At 71.9% G+C, this 17,330-nt stretch carries 13 protein-coding genes and 1 rRNA gene; 2 read left to right on the forward strand and 12 right to left on the reverse strand.

Annotation, left to right across the window (positions count from 1 at the left end; all coding sequences use genetic code 11):
• Positions 1-107, reverse strand: a 16S ribosomal RNA gene (locus tag ACFQQL_RS13940); the annotation flags it as partial.
• Positions 108-722: 615 nt separating this feature from the next.
• On the opposite strand from ACFQQL_RS13940, the gene ACFQQL_RS13945 reads away from it, so the two are divergent.
• Entirely contained in the window at positions 723-2,537 is a 1,815-nt protein-coding gene (locus tag ACFQQL_RS13945) for an L-lactate permease (RefSeq protein WP_382395420.1), read from the forward strand.
• Positions 2,538-2,595: 58 nt separating this feature from the next.
• On the opposite strand, the gene ACFQQL_RS13950 is transcribed toward ACFQQL_RS13945, so the two are convergent.
• The 10 genes from ACFQQL_RS13950 to ACFQQL_RS13995 form a co-directional block, all read right to left on the reverse strand.
• Entirely contained in the window at positions 2,596-3,984 is a 1,389-nt protein-coding gene (locus tag ACFQQL_RS13950; RefSeq protein WP_465254063.1) for a (Fe-S)-binding protein, read from the reverse strand.
• Positions 3,985-4,086: 102 nt separating this feature from the next.
• On the reverse strand, positions 4,087-5,352 hold the full coding sequence (locus tag ACFQQL_RS13955; RefSeq protein WP_382395424.1) for an FAD-binding oxidoreductase: 1,266 nt from the start codon (positions 5,350-5,352) through the stop codon (positions 4,087-4,089).
• Positions 5,352-6,812, reverse strand: coding sequence for an FAD-linked oxidase C-terminal domain-containing protein (locus tag ACFQQL_RS13960; protein WP_382395426.1), 1,461 nt, complete (start codon positions 6,810-6,812; stop codon positions 5,352-5,354). Before ACFQQL_RS13960 ends, ACFQQL_RS13955 begins: the two co-directional genes overlap by 1 nt.
• Before the next feature lie 117 nt (positions 6,813-6,929).
• Positions 6,930-8,516 (reverse strand): malate synthase A, encoded by a 1,587-nt coding sequence (aceB, locus tag ACFQQL_RS13965; protein ID WP_382395428.1) that lies wholly within the window; start codon positions 8,514-8,516, stop codon positions 6,930-6,932.
• 118 nt (positions 8,517-8,634) lie between these two features.
• Positions 8,635-9,744, reverse strand: coding sequence for a glycerate kinase (locus ACFQQL_RS13970; protein WP_382395430.1), 1,110 nt, complete (start codon positions 9,742-9,744; stop codon positions 8,635-8,637).
• 27 nt (positions 9,745-9,771) lie between these two features.
• Complete coding sequence (locus ACFQQL_RS13975; RefSeq protein ID WP_382395432.1) at positions 9,772-11,271, reverse strand: NAD-dependent malic enzyme; 1,500 nt, start codon at positions 11,269-11,271, stop codon at positions 9,772-9,774.
• 100 nt (positions 11,272-11,371) lie between these two features.
• A complete protein-coding gene (gene gatB, locus ACFQQL_RS13980) occupies positions 11,372-12,877 on the reverse strand; it encodes an Asp-tRNA(Asn)/Glu-tRNA(Gln) amidotransferase subunit GatB (RefSeq protein WP_382395434.1) in 1,506 nt (501 codons plus the stop codon).
• Positions 12,874-14,397: an Asp-tRNA(Asn)/Glu-tRNA(Gln) amidotransferase subunit GatA gene (gene gatA, locus ACFQQL_RS13985; RefSeq protein WP_382395436.1), complete on the reverse strand. Its 1,524-nt coding sequence runs from the start codon at positions 14,395-14,397 to the stop codon at positions 12,874-12,876. The genes gatB and gatA overlap by 4 nt, the downstream gene beginning before the upstream one ends.
• Positions 14,394-14,693 (reverse strand): Asp-tRNA(Asn)/Glu-tRNA(Gln) amidotransferase subunit GatC, encoded by a 300-nt coding sequence (gatC, locus tag ACFQQL_RS13990; protein ID WP_382395438.1) that lies wholly within the window; start codon positions 14,691-14,693, stop codon positions 14,394-14,396. The genes gatA and gatC overlap by 4 nt, the downstream gene beginning before the upstream one ends.
• Before the next feature lie 54 nt (positions 14,694-14,747).
• On the reverse strand, positions 14,748-15,167 hold the full coding sequence (locus ACFQQL_RS13995) for a pilus assembly protein CpaE (protein WP_382395440.1): 420 nt from the start codon (positions 15,165-15,167) through the stop codon (positions 14,748-14,750).
• Between the two features lie 124 nt (positions 15,168-15,291).
• On the opposite strand from ACFQQL_RS13995, the gene ACFQQL_RS14000 reads away from it, so the two are divergent.
• Positions 15,292-16,575 (forward strand): phospholipase D-like domain-containing protein, encoded by a 1,284-nt coding sequence (locus ACFQQL_RS14000; protein ID WP_382395442.1) that lies wholly within the window; start codon positions 15,292-15,294, stop codon positions 16,573-16,575.
• Here the strand turns inward: ACFQQL_RS14000 and ACFQQL_RS14005 are convergent.
• Positions 16,572-17,288 carry a hypothetical protein gene (locus ACFQQL_RS14005; RefSeq protein WP_382395444.1) on the reverse strand — a complete coding sequence of 239 codons (717 nt, stop codon included), beginning with the start codon at positions 17,286-17,288 and terminating at the stop codon, positions 16,572-16,574. The genes ACFQQL_RS14000 and ACFQQL_RS14005 overlap by 4 nt on opposite strands.
• Positions 17,289-17,330: the final 42 nt, after the last annotated feature.

Consider the following 17,330-nt stretch of genomic DNA (forward strand, 5'->3'; position numbering starts at 1 on the left):
TTCGCCACTAATCCACCCCCAGCAAGCTGGAAGCTTCATCGTTCGACTTGCATGTGTTAAGCACGCCGCCAGCGTTCGTCCTGAGCCAGGATCAAACTCTCCGAACAAAACCATCCCCCACCAACCCAAAAAAAGCCAGCAGGAAACAATCCATACGAAAAAACCCCAGCCCAACACACCCAACCAACACCCAACCAAGGGCACCAGCCAGGCGCATCAAACCAAAAAACAGAACACCCACACAACCACCAGGCCGCACAGGCATCCCAAACATGGCATCAAAAAACTTGGCACACTGTTGAGTTCTCAAAAAACAGACACACACCGAACGGGCCTGACCGTTGAAGGCCGAACCCGTCTCGGGGCAACCGCATCAACTTAACCGATGTGCCCTACCGTGTCAATCCGGCCCGTCGGGCCGAACGCCAGGCAGAGACGCCGATCAGTCGTGACCCAGGGCGCGATGGATCCACGTCCTGGTTCAGGGAGTCGCGCGGGACCGGCCACCGTGAGTGTCCGTACCTCCTCGGCGTGACATGTCGATGTTAGGAGAGCGTTCACCCGAGGGTCAAACGTGGTGGCCATGGCCTGCGTCACAGCATTCGCGCGACACGATGTCCCCTTCGCGCAGCTCGGTGCTATGTTGACCGCGGCGTGGAGTCCCACTTCCGTGATGTGAAAATGTTGCCGATCCGGCGAAGATGCCGGGCCCAGGAGTGCTCATGGATAACCTCGCGGTCCTCGCACTGCTCGCTGTGCTCCCGATCGCTGTCGTCGGCACGCTGCTCGGCCTGCGGTGGCCGGCGAAGAAGGCCATGCCGGTCGGGCTCGTGGTGGTCATCATCATCGCGCTCACCGTCTGGCAGATGCCTGTCCAGACGATCGCGGCGTCCATCGTCCAAGGCGTGCTCGTCGCCGTCGGCCTGCTCTGGATCGTCTTCGGCGCGCTGCTCCTGCTGGAGACGATCACGAAGAGCGGGGCGCTGACGGCCATCCGTGCCGGTTTCACGAACATCAGCGCGGACCGCCGTGTCCAGGTGGTCATCATCGCGTGGCTCTTCGGCTCCTTCATCGAAGGGGCTGCCGGCTTCGGCACACCGGCAGCCGTCGTCGCGCCGCTGCTCCTCGCGCTCGGCTTCCCCGCGATGGCCGCCGTCATGGCCGGCCTCGTCATCCAGTCCACGCCGGTCAGCTTCGGTGCCGTCGGCACGCCGATGATCACCGGGATCGGTACGGGTCTGGCCGGCAGCGACGGGAACCTCGTCCCAGCGGTCCAGGAGCGGGCGGACGCGCTGGGGCTGGACAGCATGGGCTTCGTGGCCCACACCGCGACCCAGGTGGCAACCGTCCACGCGATCGTCGGGGTCCTGGTGCCACTCTTCATGACGACCATGCTGACCGGCTTCTTCGGCGAGAAGCGCAGCTTCCGGGCGGGGTTGGCGGTCGCTCCCTTCTGCCTGTACGGGGCGCTCGCCATGATCGTCCCCTACGTGGCCGTCGCGTACCTGCTCGGTCCGGAGTTCCCGTCCCTCCTCGGCGGGTTCGTCGGCCTGGTGGTCGTCATGTACACCTCGTCCAAGGGCTTCCTGATGCCGAAGGAGACCTGGGACTTCCCGCCGCGGGCGCGCTGGAGCGACCGCTGGATGGGGTCGGTCAACCCGGCGGCGGAGGCCGCGACCACGACCAGGAGGATGTCGCTGCCACTGGCGTGGAGCCCCTACGTCATCGTGGCCCTCCTGCTGCTGGTCACGCGGAACGTGCCGTCCATCCAGGAGTTCCTCAACGTCACCACCGTCATCCCGGTGCAGAACATCTTCGGGACCGGGATCTCTCAGGACACCGCACTGCTGTACTCCCCCGGCGCGATCTTCCTCGTCACCTGCCTCGCCACCTACGGCCTGCACCGGATGAACCGGCAGCAGATCGTGGAGTCCTGGAAGGTCGCGGGCGGGCAGATCGCGGGCGCCGCGTTCGCGCTGCTGACGGCGCTGCCCCTCGTGCGCATCTTCATCAACTCAGGCAGCGACTTCAACGAGGCAGGGCTGGAGTCCATGCCGATCACGCTCGCCGAGGCGGCCGCCAACGTGGCCGGCCAGGGGTGGCCCGTGATCGCGCCGTTCATCGGCGCCCTGGGCGCCTTCGTGGCCGGCTCGAACACCGTCTCCAACACGATGTTCGCGCTGTTCCAGTTCTCGACCGGGGAGGGCATCGGTGCCTCCTCGCCGGAGACCGTCGTCGCCCTGCAGGCGGTGGGCGGGGCCGCGGGCAACATGGTCGCGGTCCACAACGTGGTGGCGGCCGCCGCCACCGTCGGCCTGCTCGGGCGCGAGGGTGACCTCATCCGACGCACCGTCGTGCCCATGACGTACTACTGCCTCGCCGCCGGAGCGATCGGCTACCTGTGGGTCTTCGGCTTCGGCCTCAACCTGGGCCTCGTCGTGCTGCTTGCCGTCATCGCGGCGCTGGCCGTCACGGCCGTACGGCTCAGGACGATGAAGGAGGTCGACAACCCCGACCTGCGGATGCCCGTGACCTGACCGGCCACGTTGCCCGCGCTCGGCGCGTCGCCCGCTGCCGCGGCGGGTGCGCCCGCCGTCAGCCCCCGCAGCCGCCGGGGTTGCCGCAGGCGCACCCGCCCTTCTCGGACGGCCCGGCCTGCCGACGGCTGCGCGTCGCCGGCGGGTCCAGGAGCGTCTCGACACCCTTGCCGCGCAGCGAGGCGTCGAGGACCAGCACCATGTGCGCCGTCGAGATGTGCTTGCCCTGCCGGGCCAGCGCGTCCGTGATCTGCAGGAGGCAGCCCGGGTTGGAGGTGACCAGCAGCTCGGCTTCGGTCGCCGCGACGTTGGTCGCCTTCCGGTCCCCGAGCTGCCGAGCGGGCTCCGGGTTGACGAGGTTGTAGATCCCGGCCGAGCCGCAGCACAGGTCCCCCTCGGTGATCTCCTTGATCGTCAGACCGGGGATGCCCCGCAGGAGCTCGCGCGGCTGCACCCGCACGCCCTGGGCGTGGCCGAGGTGGCAGGCGTCGTGGTACGCGACGGTGACCGGGAGCGGGTGACGCTCCGCGACCGGCCCGAGCTCGACCAGAACCTCGCTGATGTCGCGGACCTTCTCCGAGAACTCCCGGGCACGTTCCGCGTAGTCCGGGTCGTCGGCGAGCAGGTGCGCGTAGTCCTTCATGCTCGAGCCGCATCCGGCCGAGTTGGCGACGATGCGTTCGACCCCGGCGTCGGTGAAGGCGTCGATGAGCGCGCGGGCGTACCGCAGGCCCTCCTCCTCACGGCCGGCGTGGATCGACAGCGCACCGCAGCAGCCCTGCGCCGGCGGCGTGACGACGTCGCAGCCCTCCATGGTCAGCACCCGCACCGTGGCGGCGTTGACGCCGGGGTAGAACTCGCGCTGCACGCAGCCGAGCAGCAGACCGACGGTCATCCGCTTCTCGCTCCGAGCGCGCACCATCTCCGGGATCCGGACCTGCCGCTGGACCGGCGGGGCGATGGCCTCCATGGTCGCCAGCGTCGGGGAGAGCCGCTCCAGCAGGCCGGACCCGCGCACGAGCCGGCTCAGGCCGGTGCGCTGGTACAGGGCCAGCGGACCGCGCAGCAGACGGAGCCGCTCGGGCCGCGGGAAGAGCGCGAAGATCGCCTCCCGGACGGCGCGGTTGACCGCGGACCGATGCTGAGAGCCGCGCCGCTCGACCTGCTGACGCGTCGCCTCGATGAGCTTGTCGTACTGCACTCCTGACGGGCAGGCGGTGACACACGCCATGCACCCGAGGCACGCGTCGATGTGCTGCACGAGGGCGGGCGTCATCGGCTCGCCCTCGAGGCCCTCCTTCATGAGGTAGATCCGCCCGCGCGGGGAGTCCATCTCCTCGCCCCACAGCGTGTACGTGGGACACGCGGGCAGGCAGAAGCCGCAGTGGACGCAGTCGTCGATGAGGTCCGCGGACGGCGGGTGGTGTCCGTCGAACGCGGACGTCATGCCCAGCACGTCCGGCCTGCTCCCGTCCGCCGCGGTGGGCGCAGAGGCGCTCGGGTCCGAGCCCAGCTGGCCCTGCGGGCTGGTGATGTTGGGCCGAGCCACTCAGATACCTCCCACGAATCGTCCGGGCGAGAAGTTGCGGCCCGGGTCGAGCCGCTCCTTGATGCCGCGCATGAGCTCCAGGCCGCCCACCGGCCCCCAGACGTCGAGTCCGGCGCGCAGCTCGGGCGGTGCCACGAGCACGGTCACCGTGCCGTCGCGCGGACTTGGCGCTGCCGCGCGCAGGCGTGACAGGACGGACGCGACGGCGTCGTGCTCCGGTGCCGTGACACCGGCGTGCAGGACGCCGGCCGCGGTTCCCCGTAGCGCGACGGCGGCGCCGTGGGCCTGCTCGGCCTCCCGGGCCGCCCGGAGCAGGTCCGCGACACCCGTCAGGGTCGCCGTCGCCTTGGCGAGCAGATCCCCGCCCGGCAGGCGGCCCCACCACGCCGGCAGGTCGGCGACCCGCCCACCGATCAGGCCACTGGTCTCCTCCGCGCGAGCGGCCACCGCGTCGTCCGTGCCCTCGAGGAGCACGGCGACGGTGGCCTCGTCGCTGCCGGCCGGTCGATCGATCTCGACGGCGGCCGGCGCCAGCTGGGAGGCGACCACCTCCCGGGCGAGGGCCGCGACGTCCTCGAGCGGCCCGGTGCGCAGCACGACCGCCCGGGCTGGACGGACGGGGTGGAGCCGGAACGCCGCGCGGACGACCACGCCGAGCGTGCCGAGCGCGCCTGTCATGAGCTTGGCCAGGTCGTAGCCCGCGACGTTCTTGACGACCTTGCCGCCCGAGGAGGCCACCGTGCCGTCCGCGAGGACCACGGTGGCGCCGAGGACCAGGTCACGGACCGCGAGCCGCTGCAGCCGCCGGGGTCCGGACGGCGCGGTGGCGAGCAGCCCGCCGACCGTCGACCCCGCCGAGACCCGCTCCGGGGGCGCGTCGGCGACGAGCTCCTGGCCCGCGCCCGCGACCCGTTCCTGCAGCTCCCGCAGCGGCAGCCCGGCCTCGGTCACCACGACGAGGTCACCCGCCTCGTGCTCGACGAGGCGGTTCAGCCCGGTGAGGTCGAGGAGCAGGTCGACCCGCTCGGGCGGCGCACCCCAGTCGAGGGCGGTGCCGGCCCCGCGCGGGACGGTGACCAGGCCCTGCGTGGTCGCCTCCCGCACGACGGCGGCGACCGCCTCGATGCTCGTCGGCCCGGCGACGGCGGTGGCCGGCACGCCGTCGACGGCGTCCCGCGGACCGGCCTCACGAACCTCTCCGGCGCCGTCCAGGCTCCGACCGAGCGCCGCGAGGTCGGCGACCGGTGCCTGTGGGGTCGCCGCCATCAGAACACCTCCGCCACGCCGGCCTCCTGGAGCGGGTGCGCACCCTGGCGACGGCCGGGCCGTTCGCCGCACAGCCGCGGCGTCGGGAAGACCTTGCCGGGGTTGGAGATCCGGTCGGGGTCGAACGCGCAGCGCACGTCCTGCATGGTGTCCAGGTCCGCGTCGGTGAACATCCTCGGCATGTACTTGGCCTTGTCGGACCCGACGCCGTGCTCTCCGGTGATCGAGCCCCCGTTGGCGATGCAGAGCTCGAGGATGCCGCCTGCGACCTCCTCGGCCCGCTCGGCTGCGCCTTCCTCGGCGTCGTCGAACAGGACCAGCGGGTGGAGGTTCCCGTCGCCGGCGTGGAAGACGTTGGCCACGCGCACACCCCGCTCCGCGCCGAGCTCCGCGATCTGCCGCAGCACCTGCGGCAGTGCCGTGCGCGGGATGACGCCGTCCTGGACGATGTAGTCGGGGCTGATGCGGCCGACTGCGGCGAACGCCGACTTCCGTCCCTTCCAGATGAGGGCCCGCTCGGTGTCGTCCGCCGCGACCCGGACCTCGAACGCGCCGGCCGCCTCGCAGTGCCGCACGGCGGCGTCGAACTCGCCCGCGACGTCGGCGGAGTGGCCGTCGAGCTCGACGACGAGGACCGCCCCGGCCCCCTCGGGATAGCCGCAGTGGACGGCCTCCTCCGCCGCCTCGATGGCGAGGGCGTCCATCATCTCGATCGCGGCCGGCACCACCCCGGCCGCGATGATCGCCGAGGTGGCGGCTCCGGCGTCGTCGACGCTGCGGAAGCCGGCGAGGATGGTGCGGACCTCCTGCGGCAGCCTGGTCAGTCGCACGGTCACGGACGTCACCACGCCGAGCGTGCCCTCGGAACCGACGAGCGTGCCGAGCAGGTCGTAGCCCGGCGGGTCCGGTGCCTTGCCGCCGATCTGGACCGTCTCGCCGGACGGGGTGACGAGGTCCAGGCCGGTGACGTGGTTGGTGGTGAACCCGTACTTGAGGCAGTGCGCTCCGCCCGAGTTCTCGGCCACGTTGCCGCCGATGGAGCAGACGGACTGGCTCGAGGGATCCGGCGCGAAGTAGTACCCGTCCGGGCTCGTCGCGCCGGTCAGCTGCAGGTTGATGACGCCCGGATCGACGACGGCGCGCTGGTTCTCGGCGTCGATCTGAGCGATGTCACGCATCTGGGACATGACGATGAGGACGCCCTCCGCCTCGGGCAGCGCACCGCCCGACAGACCGGTGCCCGAGCCTCGGGCGACGAACGGCACCCGGTGCCGCGCGCAGGCCCGCACGGCGGCGCGCACGTCCGCGGCGTCCCGGGCGAGCACGACGAGGCCGGGCACCACCTTGTACTGGGCGAGGCCGTCGCACTCGTAGGTCCGCAGGCGCTGCCGGTCGGTGATGACCCGGTCCGGGCCGAGCACCCCGGCGAGCTCGTCGGTGACCGTCCTCAGCGCGGACATGGCACACCCCGGGCCGGTCCCCGACCCACCGTTCGCTCCAGCACGTCAACCTCCTCGTCGGTTCCCGCACGCGCGGCGTCGGTCCGGCGACGTCCCCGGACCGCGGTGCCGGACCGGTCAGGCCATGCGCTCGTACGCCGGCAGCGTGAGGAAGTCGGCGTACTCGTCGGCGACCGCCACCTCGAGGAACGTCTGCTTCGCCTCCTCGTAGTCTGCCGGGTCCCCCGGCAGCTTCGCGATCTCGTCCGCGACCACCCGGTCGACGAGCTCCCGGGTGACCTTCTCGCCGCTGTCGGCGAGCGTCACGTCGTTGTGCAGCCACTGCCAGACCTGGGACCGCGAGATCTCGGCCGTCGCGGCGTCCTCCATGAGGTTGAAGATCCCGACCGCGCCGAGCCCGCCGAGCCATGCCTTGAGGTACTGGATGCCGACGGAGACGTTGTTGCGCAGGCCGGCCTCCGTGCACTCGCCCGGGGTGGAGGCCACGTCCAGCAGCTCGGCGGCGGTGACCTGCACGTCCTCGCGGGTGCGGTCGATCTGGTTCGACCGGTCACCGAGCACGGAGGTGAAGACCTCCTTGCACAGCTCGACCATGCCCGGGTGGGCCACCCAGGAGCCGTCGAAGCCGTCGTTCGCCTCCCGGGTCTTGTCCGCCCGCACCTTCTCGAAGGCGGCCGTGTTGACCTCTTCGTCCTTGCTGGGGATGAACGCCGCCATGCCGCCGATCGCGTGCGCCCCGCGCTTGTGGCAGGTCCGCACCAGCAGCTCGGTGTAGGCGCGCATGAACGGCACCGTCATGGTCACCGCGTTGCGGTCCGGCAGCAGGAACTGCGTGCCGCGGGTCCGGAAAGACTTGATCACCGAGAACATGTAGTCCCAGCGTCCGGCGTTCAGGCCCGAGGAGTGCTCGCGCAGCTCGTAGAGGATCTCCTCCATCTCGAACGCCGCAGGGTAGGTCTCGATGAGGACCGTGGCGCGAATGGTCCCGCGCGGGATGCCGAGGAAGTCCTGGGCGATGACGAAGGCGTCGTTCCACAGGCGGGCCTCGAGGTGGGACTCCATCTTCGGCAGGTAGAAGTACGGGCCCTGGCCCTTCTCGATCTGCCGCAGCCCGGCGGTGGCGAGGTACAGGGCGAAGTCCACCAGGGACCCGGAGGTCTCGCGACCGTCGACCAGGATGTGCTTCTCGGGCAGGTGCCAGCCGCGGGGCCGCACGATGATGGTCGCGAGCTCCTCGTCCGGCTTCAGCGCGTACGTCTTGCCGTTCTCGGCGGTGAAGTCGATGGTCCGGTTGATGGCGTCGAGCAGGTTGAGCTGCCCGCCGACGACGGAGCTCCACTGAGGCGTGTTCGCGTCCTCGTGGTCCGCGAGCCACGCCTTGGCGCCCGAGTTGAGCGCGTTGATGGTCATCTTCCGGTCCGTGGGGCCGGTGATCTCGACGCGGCGGTCCGCCAGGCCCGGGGCGGGCGGCGCGACGCGCCAGCTGTCGTCCTCGCGGACGTGGCGGGTCTCGGGGAGGAAGTCGAGGGTTCCACCGCTCGCCAGGTCCTCGATGCGGCGGGCGCGCGCCTCGAGGAGCTCCAGGCGTCGGTCGTCGAGCTGCCGGTGCAGCGTCGCGATGAGCTCGAGGGCGGTCGGGGTGAGCACCTCGTCGTAGCGCTCGCCCAGCTCGCCGGTGATCGTCAGGCCGTCCGGAGTTGCCACGTCAGTGCTCCAATTTCCGCCATGCGAAATCCAGTGTTTTCTCAGTGGAAACTCTAGATCGCCGGACCGGTCCGGTCAACGCGAACGCGGCGGCCGGAAGCGCGCGACGCGGCTGTGCTCAGAGCGTGGCCGCGAGGCGGGTGCCGAGCTCCTCGAGGAGCTCGCCGGCCCGGGCCATGGACCGCTCGACGTCGGGCTCCAGGTCCGCCAGTGCGTGCACCGAGCGGAAGCCCGCCTCACGTGCGCGGCGGGGGTCGAGCGTCGAACGTCCGCAGACGGCGACCGCGGGCACGCCGTGCGCCGCCGCGGCCCGGGCGACGCCGACCGGCGCCTTCCCGTGCAGGGACTGCTCGTCGAGGCTCCCCTCGCCGGTCACCACCAGGTCGACACCCGCGAGGCGACGCTCGAACCCGGCGAGCTCCAGCACCACCTCGACGCCGGGTCGGAACCGGGCGCCGAGAAGGAGGCATCCGTACCCGACTCCGCCTGCCGCTCCGGCGCCAGGGGACCCCGCCAGGTCACGAGCGCCCGGGCGGACCCGTTCGAGGAGGTCCACCCAGCACGCGAGCCCTTCCTCGAGATCCGCGAGCGCCGCGGCGTCGGCGCCCTTCTGGGGTCCGTAGACCGCGGCGGCGCCGTGCGGGCCGAGCAGCGGGTTGTCCACGTCGCTCGCGAGCACCAGGTCGACCTCGCCCAGGCGCCGGTGCAGCCCGTCGAGGCCGACACTGGCGAGCCGCCGCAGCGCGTCACCGCCGTCCGGCAGCGCCCCGTCGGGGCCGGACAGGGTGGCCCCGAGGGCCGCCAGCATCCCGGCGCCACCGTCGGTGCTGGCCGACCCGCCGACGCCGATGACCACCGTGCGCGCACCACCCTCGAGCGCGTTCACGAGGACCTCGCCGAGACCACGGGACGTCGCACGGCGGGCGGTCGTCGCGTCGGGCCTGAGCATCTCGAGCCCGGTCACGGCCGCCATCTCCACCACGGCGGTCTCGCCGTCGAAGGCGTAGCGGGTCCGGACCGGCTCACCGAGCGGGCCGGTGGCGGTCAGGGCGACCTCACGCATGCCGGCCGCGAGCGCCGCCTCGACCGTGCCGTCCCCGCCATCGGCCACCGGCAGCTCGTCGACCTCGACGCCGACGCTCCGCAGGCCGGCGGCCAGCCGTGCGGCGACCGCTGTGGCCCCCAGGGACCCCTTGAACTTGTCCGGGGCGAGCAGCACGCGCGTCATGGCGTCAGTCACCGGTCGCGGTGGGACTCAGAGCGCCGACCCGACGGCCGGCCCGGTCGCCGGCTCCGTCGCGTAGAGCGCGGCCCGGTCGTCCGTGCCGGACCTCGTGGAGGCGAGGTGCTGCTCGGACTCGCTGCGCACCGCCTCGGCGACGGCCTCGGCGACGCGGCTGTCGAACACGCCGGGGATGATGAACGCGGGGTTGAGCTCGTCGTCCGAGACGACTTCGGCGATCGCGACGGCGGCCACGCGCAGCAGCTCGTCGGAGATCTCGGTCGCGCCGACGTCGAGCAGGCCGCGGAACAGCCCGGGGAAGGCCAGCACGTTGTTGATCTGGTTCGGGTAGTCGCTCCGTCCGGTGGCCACGACCGCGGCCGTCTCGCCGGCGGCGATCGGGTCGACCTCCGGCGTCGGGTTCGCCAGGGCGAAGACGATCGCGCCGTCGTTCATCCGGGCGATGTCCGCACCGGTGAGGATGTTCCCGGCGGAGACGCCGATGAAGACGTCGGCCCCCTCGAGGCCGTCCTGCAGCGAACCTGCGAAGCCCTCGGGGTTGGTGTGCTCGATGATCCAGTCGCGGTGCGCGTCACCGTTGCGCACGCCCTCGTGCAGGGATCCGCGCCGGTCGAAGCCGACGACGTGGCGAGCACCCTGGGCGAGCAGCAGCTTGATGATGGCCGAGCCCGCGGCGCCGACGCCGGAGACGGCGATCCGGACGTCCGCCATCGACTTGCCGACGACCTTCAGCGCGTTGATGAGGGCCGCGAGGACCACGATCGCCGTGCCGTGCTGGTCGTCGTGGAAGACCGGGATGTCCAGCTCCTCGCGCAGGCGTGCCTCGATCTCGAAGCAGCGGGGCGCGGAGATGTCCTCGAGGTTGACCCCGCCGTACGCCGGCGCGAGCGCCTTGACGATGGCGATGATCTCGTCGGTGTCCTTGGTGTCGAGGCAGACCGGCCACGCGTCGACGCCGGCGAACTGCTTGAACAGGGCGGCCTTGCCCTCCATGACGGGCAGCGCGGCCGCGGGACCGATGTCACCGAGGCCGAGCACCGCGGTGCCGTCCGTCACGACGGCCACGGTGTTCCGCTTGATGGTCAGCCTGCGCGCGTCCTCGGGGTTGTCGGCGATGGCCAGGCAGACGCGGGCGACGCCCGGGGTGTAGGCGCGGGAGAGGTCGCGACGGGTCTTCAGCGGCACCTTGGGGTTCACCTCGAGCTTGCCGCCGAGGTGCATGAGGAACGTCGAGTCCGACATCTTCAGCACGCGGACGCCCTCGAGGCGGTCGAGCGACTCACGCACCTGCTCGCCGTGCTCGGCGTCGACGGTGTCGCACGTGACGTCGACCGTCAGCGCAGTGGTCGAGGAGTGCACGATGTCGACGCCCATGACGGCTCCGCCGGCCTCCGCGACGGCATGCACCAGGGTGCTGGTGGCCCGCTGCGAGGCGGGCACCTCCACCCGCAGGGTGATCGTGTAGCTGGGGCTGGGCAGGCCGTGCTGACTGCTCCGGGGCGTGTCGCCCATCGATGTTCCTTTCCGGCGCCGCGGTGCGAGCCGAGATCTAATGTTCCGACATCCGGAATGCTACTTCCAAAGGAGCCTACCGCCCGCGACGCATCCCCGGTCAGCCGACCCGCGACATGAGGATCTCGCGGACCTTGGCCGCGTCGGCCTGGCCACGGGTGGCCTTCATGACGGCCCCGACGATGGCGCCGGCGGCCTGCACCTTGCCCCCGCGGATCTTCTCGACGACGTCGGGGTTCGCTGCGAGGGCCTCGTCGACGGCGGCCTCGAGCGCGCCGTCGTCCGAGACGACCTCCAGGCCACGGGCAGCGACGACCTCCTCCGGCGAACCTTCGCCGGCGAGCACACCGGAGAGCGCCTGACGGGCGAGCTTGTCGTTCAGGCGCCCATCGTCCACCAGCGCCTGCAGCTGGGCCACCTGCTCCGGGGTGACCGGCAGGGCCTCGAGGGCGACCCCGTCGGCCTTCGCCGTGCGGGACAGCTCCCCCATCCACCACTTGCGCGCGGCGGCGGGGCTCGCGCCGGCCGCGATCGTGGCGGCGATGTGCTCGGTGGCCCCGGCGTTGACCAGGTCCCGCATCTCGGCGTCGGTGAAGCCCCACTCGGACTGCAGGCGACGCCGTCGCACGGCGGGCAGCTCGGGCAACGACGCGCGGATCTCCTCGACCCACTCCCGCGACGGCGCGAGCGGCACCAGGTCCGGCTCGGGGAAGTACCGGTAGTCCTCGGCGTCGGACTTCACCCGGCCGGGCGAGGTCACGCCGGTGTCCTCGTGCCAGTGTCGGGTCTCCTGGACCACGGCCGCACCGCCGTCCAGCACCCCGGCCTGGCGCGAGATCTCGTGACGCACGGCCCGGTCGATCGAGCGGAACGAGTTGACGTTCTTCGTCTCGGTGCGGGTCCCCAGCGGCGCATCCGGCGCGGGCCGCAAGGAGACGTTGACGTCGGCACGGACGTTGCCGCGCTCCATGCGGGCCTCAGAGACCTCGAGCGTCCGGAAGATGTCCCGCAGGGCCGAGACGTACGCCCGGGCCACCTCCGGGGCGCGCTCACCCGCGCCGGTGATCGGCTTGGTGACGATCTCCACCAGCGGGATACCGGCACGGTTGTAGTCGACGAGCGAGTACTCCGCCCCGTGAATGCGCCCGGAGCCACCCACATGGGTGTTCTTCCCGGCGTCCTCCTCCAGGTGCGCCCGCTCGATCTCGACCCGGAAGATCTCGCCGTCCTCGAGCTCGACGTCGAGGTACCCGTCGAAGGCGATCGGCTCGTCGTACTGGGACGTCTGGAAGTTCTTCGGCACGTCCGGGTAGAAGTAGTTCTTCCGGGCGAAGCGGCACATCTCGGCGATGCGGCAGTTCAGCGCGAGCCCGATGCGGATCGCGTACTCCACGGCCTTGCCGTTGACGACCGGCAGGGCGCCGGGCAGGCCGAGCGAGACCGGGGTCACGGCCGTGTTCGGCGCGGCCCCGAAGGTCTGGGGTGCGCCGTCGAACATCTTGGACGCGGTGCCCAGCTCGACGTGCACCTCGATCCCGAGCACGGGGTCGTACCGGCGCACTGCGTCGTCGTAGTCCACGAGTGTCGTCGCGTCTGGCTGGGTCATGCCGTGACCTCCAGCTCGGGGGCCTTGTCCAGGATCGGGCCGCCCCACTCCTCGGTCAGCATCCGCTCCAGGACGCCGCCGACCCGGTACAGCCGGGCGTCCTCGCGGATCGGCGCGAGCACCTGGAAGCCGGCGGGGAGCCCGTCGTCGCTGAGCCCGGACGGCAGGGAGAGCCCGGGCACGCCGGCGAGGTTCGCGGGGATGGTGGCGACGTCGTTGAGGTACATCGCCAGCGGGTCGTCGACCTTCTCGCCGAACCGGAACGCCGTGGTCGGAGCCGTCGGGCTGACGAGCACGTCCGCCTGCTCGAACGCGGCGGCGAAGTCGCGCTGGATCAGGGTGCGGACCTTCTGCGCCGAGCCGTAGTAGGCGTCGTAGTAGCCGGCCGAGAGGGCGTGCGTGCCCAGGATGATGCGGCGCTTGACCTCGTCCCCGAAGCCGGCTCCGCGGGTGGCCGCCATGACGGTCTCGGCGGTGACCGGCCCGTCCGCCGGCTCCACCCGCAGCCCGTACCGCATGCCGTCGAACTTCGCCAGGTTGGAGGAGGCCTCCGCCGGCAGGATGAGGTAGTAGGCCGCGAGGGCGTAGTCGAAGCTCGGGCAGGAGACCTCGACGACCTCGGCACCGGCCCCGCGGAGCAGCTCGACGGCGTGGTCGAACGCGGCACGCACGCCGGGCTGGTAGCCCTCGCCCCCCAGCTCGGTGACGACGCCCACCCGCATGCCGGCCAGGTCCCTCGAGCGGGCGGCGGCCACCAGGCCGGTGGCCGGGTCGGTCAGCGAGGTCGAGTCGAGCGGGTCGTGGACGCCGATCACCTCGTGCAGGAGCGCCGAGTCCAGCACGGTCCGGGAGACCGGGCCCGCCTGGTCGAGCGAGGACGCGAGCGCGATGAGCCCGTAGCGCGAGACACCGCCATAGGTCGGCTTGACCCCGACGGTGCCGGTCACCGCGGCGGGCTGACGGATGGACCCGCCGGTGTCCGTCCCGATCGCGAGGGGTGCGAGCCCGGCGGCGACGGCCGCCGCCGAACCGCCGCCCGAGCCGCCCGGGATCCGGTCCAGGTCCCACGGGTTGCGCGTCGGGCCGAAGGCCGAGTGCTCGGTGCTCGACCCCATGGCGAACTCGTCCATGTTGGTCTTGCCCAGGATCGGCATGCCCGCCCGGCGCAGCTCGGTCACGAGCGACGCGTCGTAGGGCGGGACCCAGCCCTCGAGCATCTTCGAGCCCGCGGTCGTGACCTGGCCCCGGGTGACCACGACGTCCTTGACGGCGATCGGGACCCCGGCCAGCTCGGGCAGATCCTCCCCGGCGGCCCGGCGCTCGTCGACCCGGGCGGCGTCCTCGAGCGCCTCGTCGGTGTTGACGTGGAGGTAGGCGTGCACGGCCGGGTCGACGGCGGCCACCCGGTCCAGGTGGGCCCGGGTGACCTCCACGCTGGAGACCTCGCCGGCGCGCAGCAGCTCCGCGAGCTCGGCCGCGGTCCGCCGGGTCAGGTCCTCGCCGGCGCTCCCCGCGCTCATGCGTCTTCCCCGAGGATCTGCGGGACGGCGAACATGCCGTCCTCGGCCTGCGGGGCACCGCCGAGGACCTCGTCGACCGGCAACGGCGTGGTCACGACGTCCTCACGCATGACGTTGGTCAGGGGGACGGGGTGCGAGGTCGCCGGTACGTCGGGGGTCGCGACCTCGTTGACCCGGGCCACGGCGTTCGCGATGACGTCGAGCTCGCCGGCGAGCCGGTCGACCTCCTGCTCCGTCAGCGCGATCCGGGCGAGGGCCGCGACGCGCGCGACCTCCTGCGAGGAGATGGTGGACATGGCGTCGATTCTAGGCGCCCGTCACCGCGTCGCTGTCCCGCCCCCGGGTCGCCGTCAGCCGGTCGAGCGGCGCACCAGGTCCAGAAGCGCGGCACCGTAGGCGTCGTCCGCCACGGGAGCCGCGTGCTCGACCTCCTCGAGGCCCCCGGTCACCGGGAAGGCGGCGCGGACCCGGAACAGCCCGTCGTCACGCTCCAGGACTCGGAAGGTAGCTCCGAGCAGCTCGCGGAGCTGGTCCTCGCGGGGCAACCAGATCGTCTCCTCGAGCGTCACGGAGTCCAGCGCCCACTCCGTGGTGCCGTTGAAGCCGAGGACGGTCCCGGTGGGGAAGGCATGCGCCTCGACGGTCATCTCCGAGACGGTGAAGACCTCGCCCTCGAGAGCCGGCTGGTCGATCGTGAACCGGTCCCCGGAGGACGGCTGCCATCGCAGGCCGGCCCCGGCGAGCGAGCGGGCGAGTTCGATGGAGATCACCTCACCAGTATCGGCAACGTCGTCGCGTCGCGCAGGCCGCGGCCGGAGACTCGTGCGGGCGCCCAGCGGCAGAACCAGGAAATGCGCAGGTGCCGCCCGTGCCGCTCTGCCTAGAGTGCTGTCCATGCGTGCTGCTCGCCCCGGGCGATTCATCAGGCTGCCACGCCCCCGTGCGCGCGACGTGTGGCGCGCGGTGCGGTGGTACGCCGGCAGCGTCGTCACGCTCCAGGCCGCCGCGGTGGCGACCGTGCTCGCGGTCGACCGGGTGCGCAAGCGCCGCAAGCCGCCTTCCGGGCTCTTCCCGCACACCGAGCCCAGGACGGTGGACGTGGCGGGCTCGCAGGTCACGACGTTCACCTACGGGGCCGACCTCTACGCGGACATGCTCGACCGGATCGCCTCGGCGGAGCACACCATCTACTTCGAGACGTTCATCTGGAAGGCGGACCGGACCGGTCACGCGTTCAAGGAGGCGCTGCTGGCGGCCGCGCGACGGGGCGTGCAGGTCTTCGTCGTGCTGGACGGCTGGGGCAACGGCGTCGTGCCGCCGTCGTTCAAGCAGTTCCCGGAGATGCCGAACCTGCACGTCCTGAAGTTCCCGTTCTTCCGGCCGGGCCTGCTCACGCTGGACGTCCGCAAGACCGGCCGCGACCACCGCAAGGTCCTGGTGGTCGACGGCACGTCGGGCTACGTGGGCGGCTACAACATCGGCGATCTGTACGCGACCCGGTGGCGCGACACCCACATCCGGGTGGACGGCCCCTCGGCGTGGGAGCTGGAGAACGCCTTCGTCGACTTCTGGAACGACCACCGCAAGCGTCACCACCCCGAGATCCCCGACCGTGGGGCGCGGTCCTGGGAGGCCCGCATCCGTGCGGCGCAGAACCACCCGGCGCGGCTGCTGTTCCCGGTGCGTGGGATCTACCTGGACGCGATCGACCGGGCCGAGCACCACATCTACATCACGCAGGGCTACTTCATCCCGGACCGGGAGATCCTGTCCGGGCTCGCCAAGGCGGCGCGGCGCGGGGTGGACGTGAAGGTACTCATCCCGGAGGTGTCCAACCACGTGGTCGCCGACTGGACCGCACGCACCTACTACACCCGGCTGCTCGAGGCCGGCGTCACGATCTGGCTGTACCAGGAGGCGATGGTCCACGCGAAGACCATGACGGTCGACGGCCGGTGGACCACGGTCGGCACCACCAACATCGACCGGCTGTCCATGACGGGGAACTTCGAGATCAACCTCGAGCTCTTCGACCGCGAGCTCGCCGAGCACATGGAGACGATCTTCACCGGGGACCTGACCAACTGCCGCGAGCTCACGCTCGAGGAGTGGCAGCGGCGCGGCCTGCTGCCGCGCATCGGCGAGCGACTGCTGAAACCCCTCGGACCGCTGCTCTAGCGCCGGCCGTCCCAGCCGTCCGACCAGTCCCAGCCGTCGCCGCGGTCCCACCCGTCCGGGTCGTCCCAGCCTCCCCCGTCACCGGGGCCGTCCTCCTCGACCGGGCCCGACGGCGGCCAGGCCGGCTGCTGGGGCCAGTCAGCCGGCCACCGCGGCTGCTCCTGGCCCGGCTCCACCTCCTCTGCCGGCTCCTGCGTCGCATCCTCGGTGGGCTCGGCGGGAGCGGCCGGCTGCGGCGCCGGCGGGTCCTCGGCCGGCGGGTCGGGGACCTCCGCGGCCTCGGGTACGGCAGAGGCGGCGGGGACGCCGGTGTCGATCATCTCGACCGACTGTGGCGCGGTGGGCGCGCTGGCCCGGGCCGCGAACTCGGTGAACGACGCCGCCTCCCACGGCGCGTCCGGGGTGTCCGCACGTTGCGGGGGGCCGTGGTCCACCTGCTCGACGGACCGGGTCACTGCGCCGTCCCCTGTGCTGCTGTCGATCGCGACCTGCTGCGTCGCAGACCCGCCCGTGGCGCCGAGGGTTGAGGCCGCGACGACGACGGCGGACACGGCGGCCGCGCCGGCGAGCGTGACGACCACCGCGGATCCGACGGGCGGCGCAGCGGCGCGCCGGTGCACCCGGGTGGCGGTGGTGCTCCGGACTCCCCCGGTGCCGCGGACGACGTCGTCGAAGCGGGCGGCACTGCGGGTCCAGATCGGTGCTTCGTCCACCGGTCTCCCCCCTTCCTCCGTGGCAGGGTACCGGTGCCGGAG

Origin of the sequence: Georgenia alba, assembly GCF_042665525.1 — a bacterium.
Lineage (GTDB): Bacteria > Actinomycetota > Actinomycetes > Actinomycetales > Actinomycetaceae > Allobogoriella > Allobogoriella alba.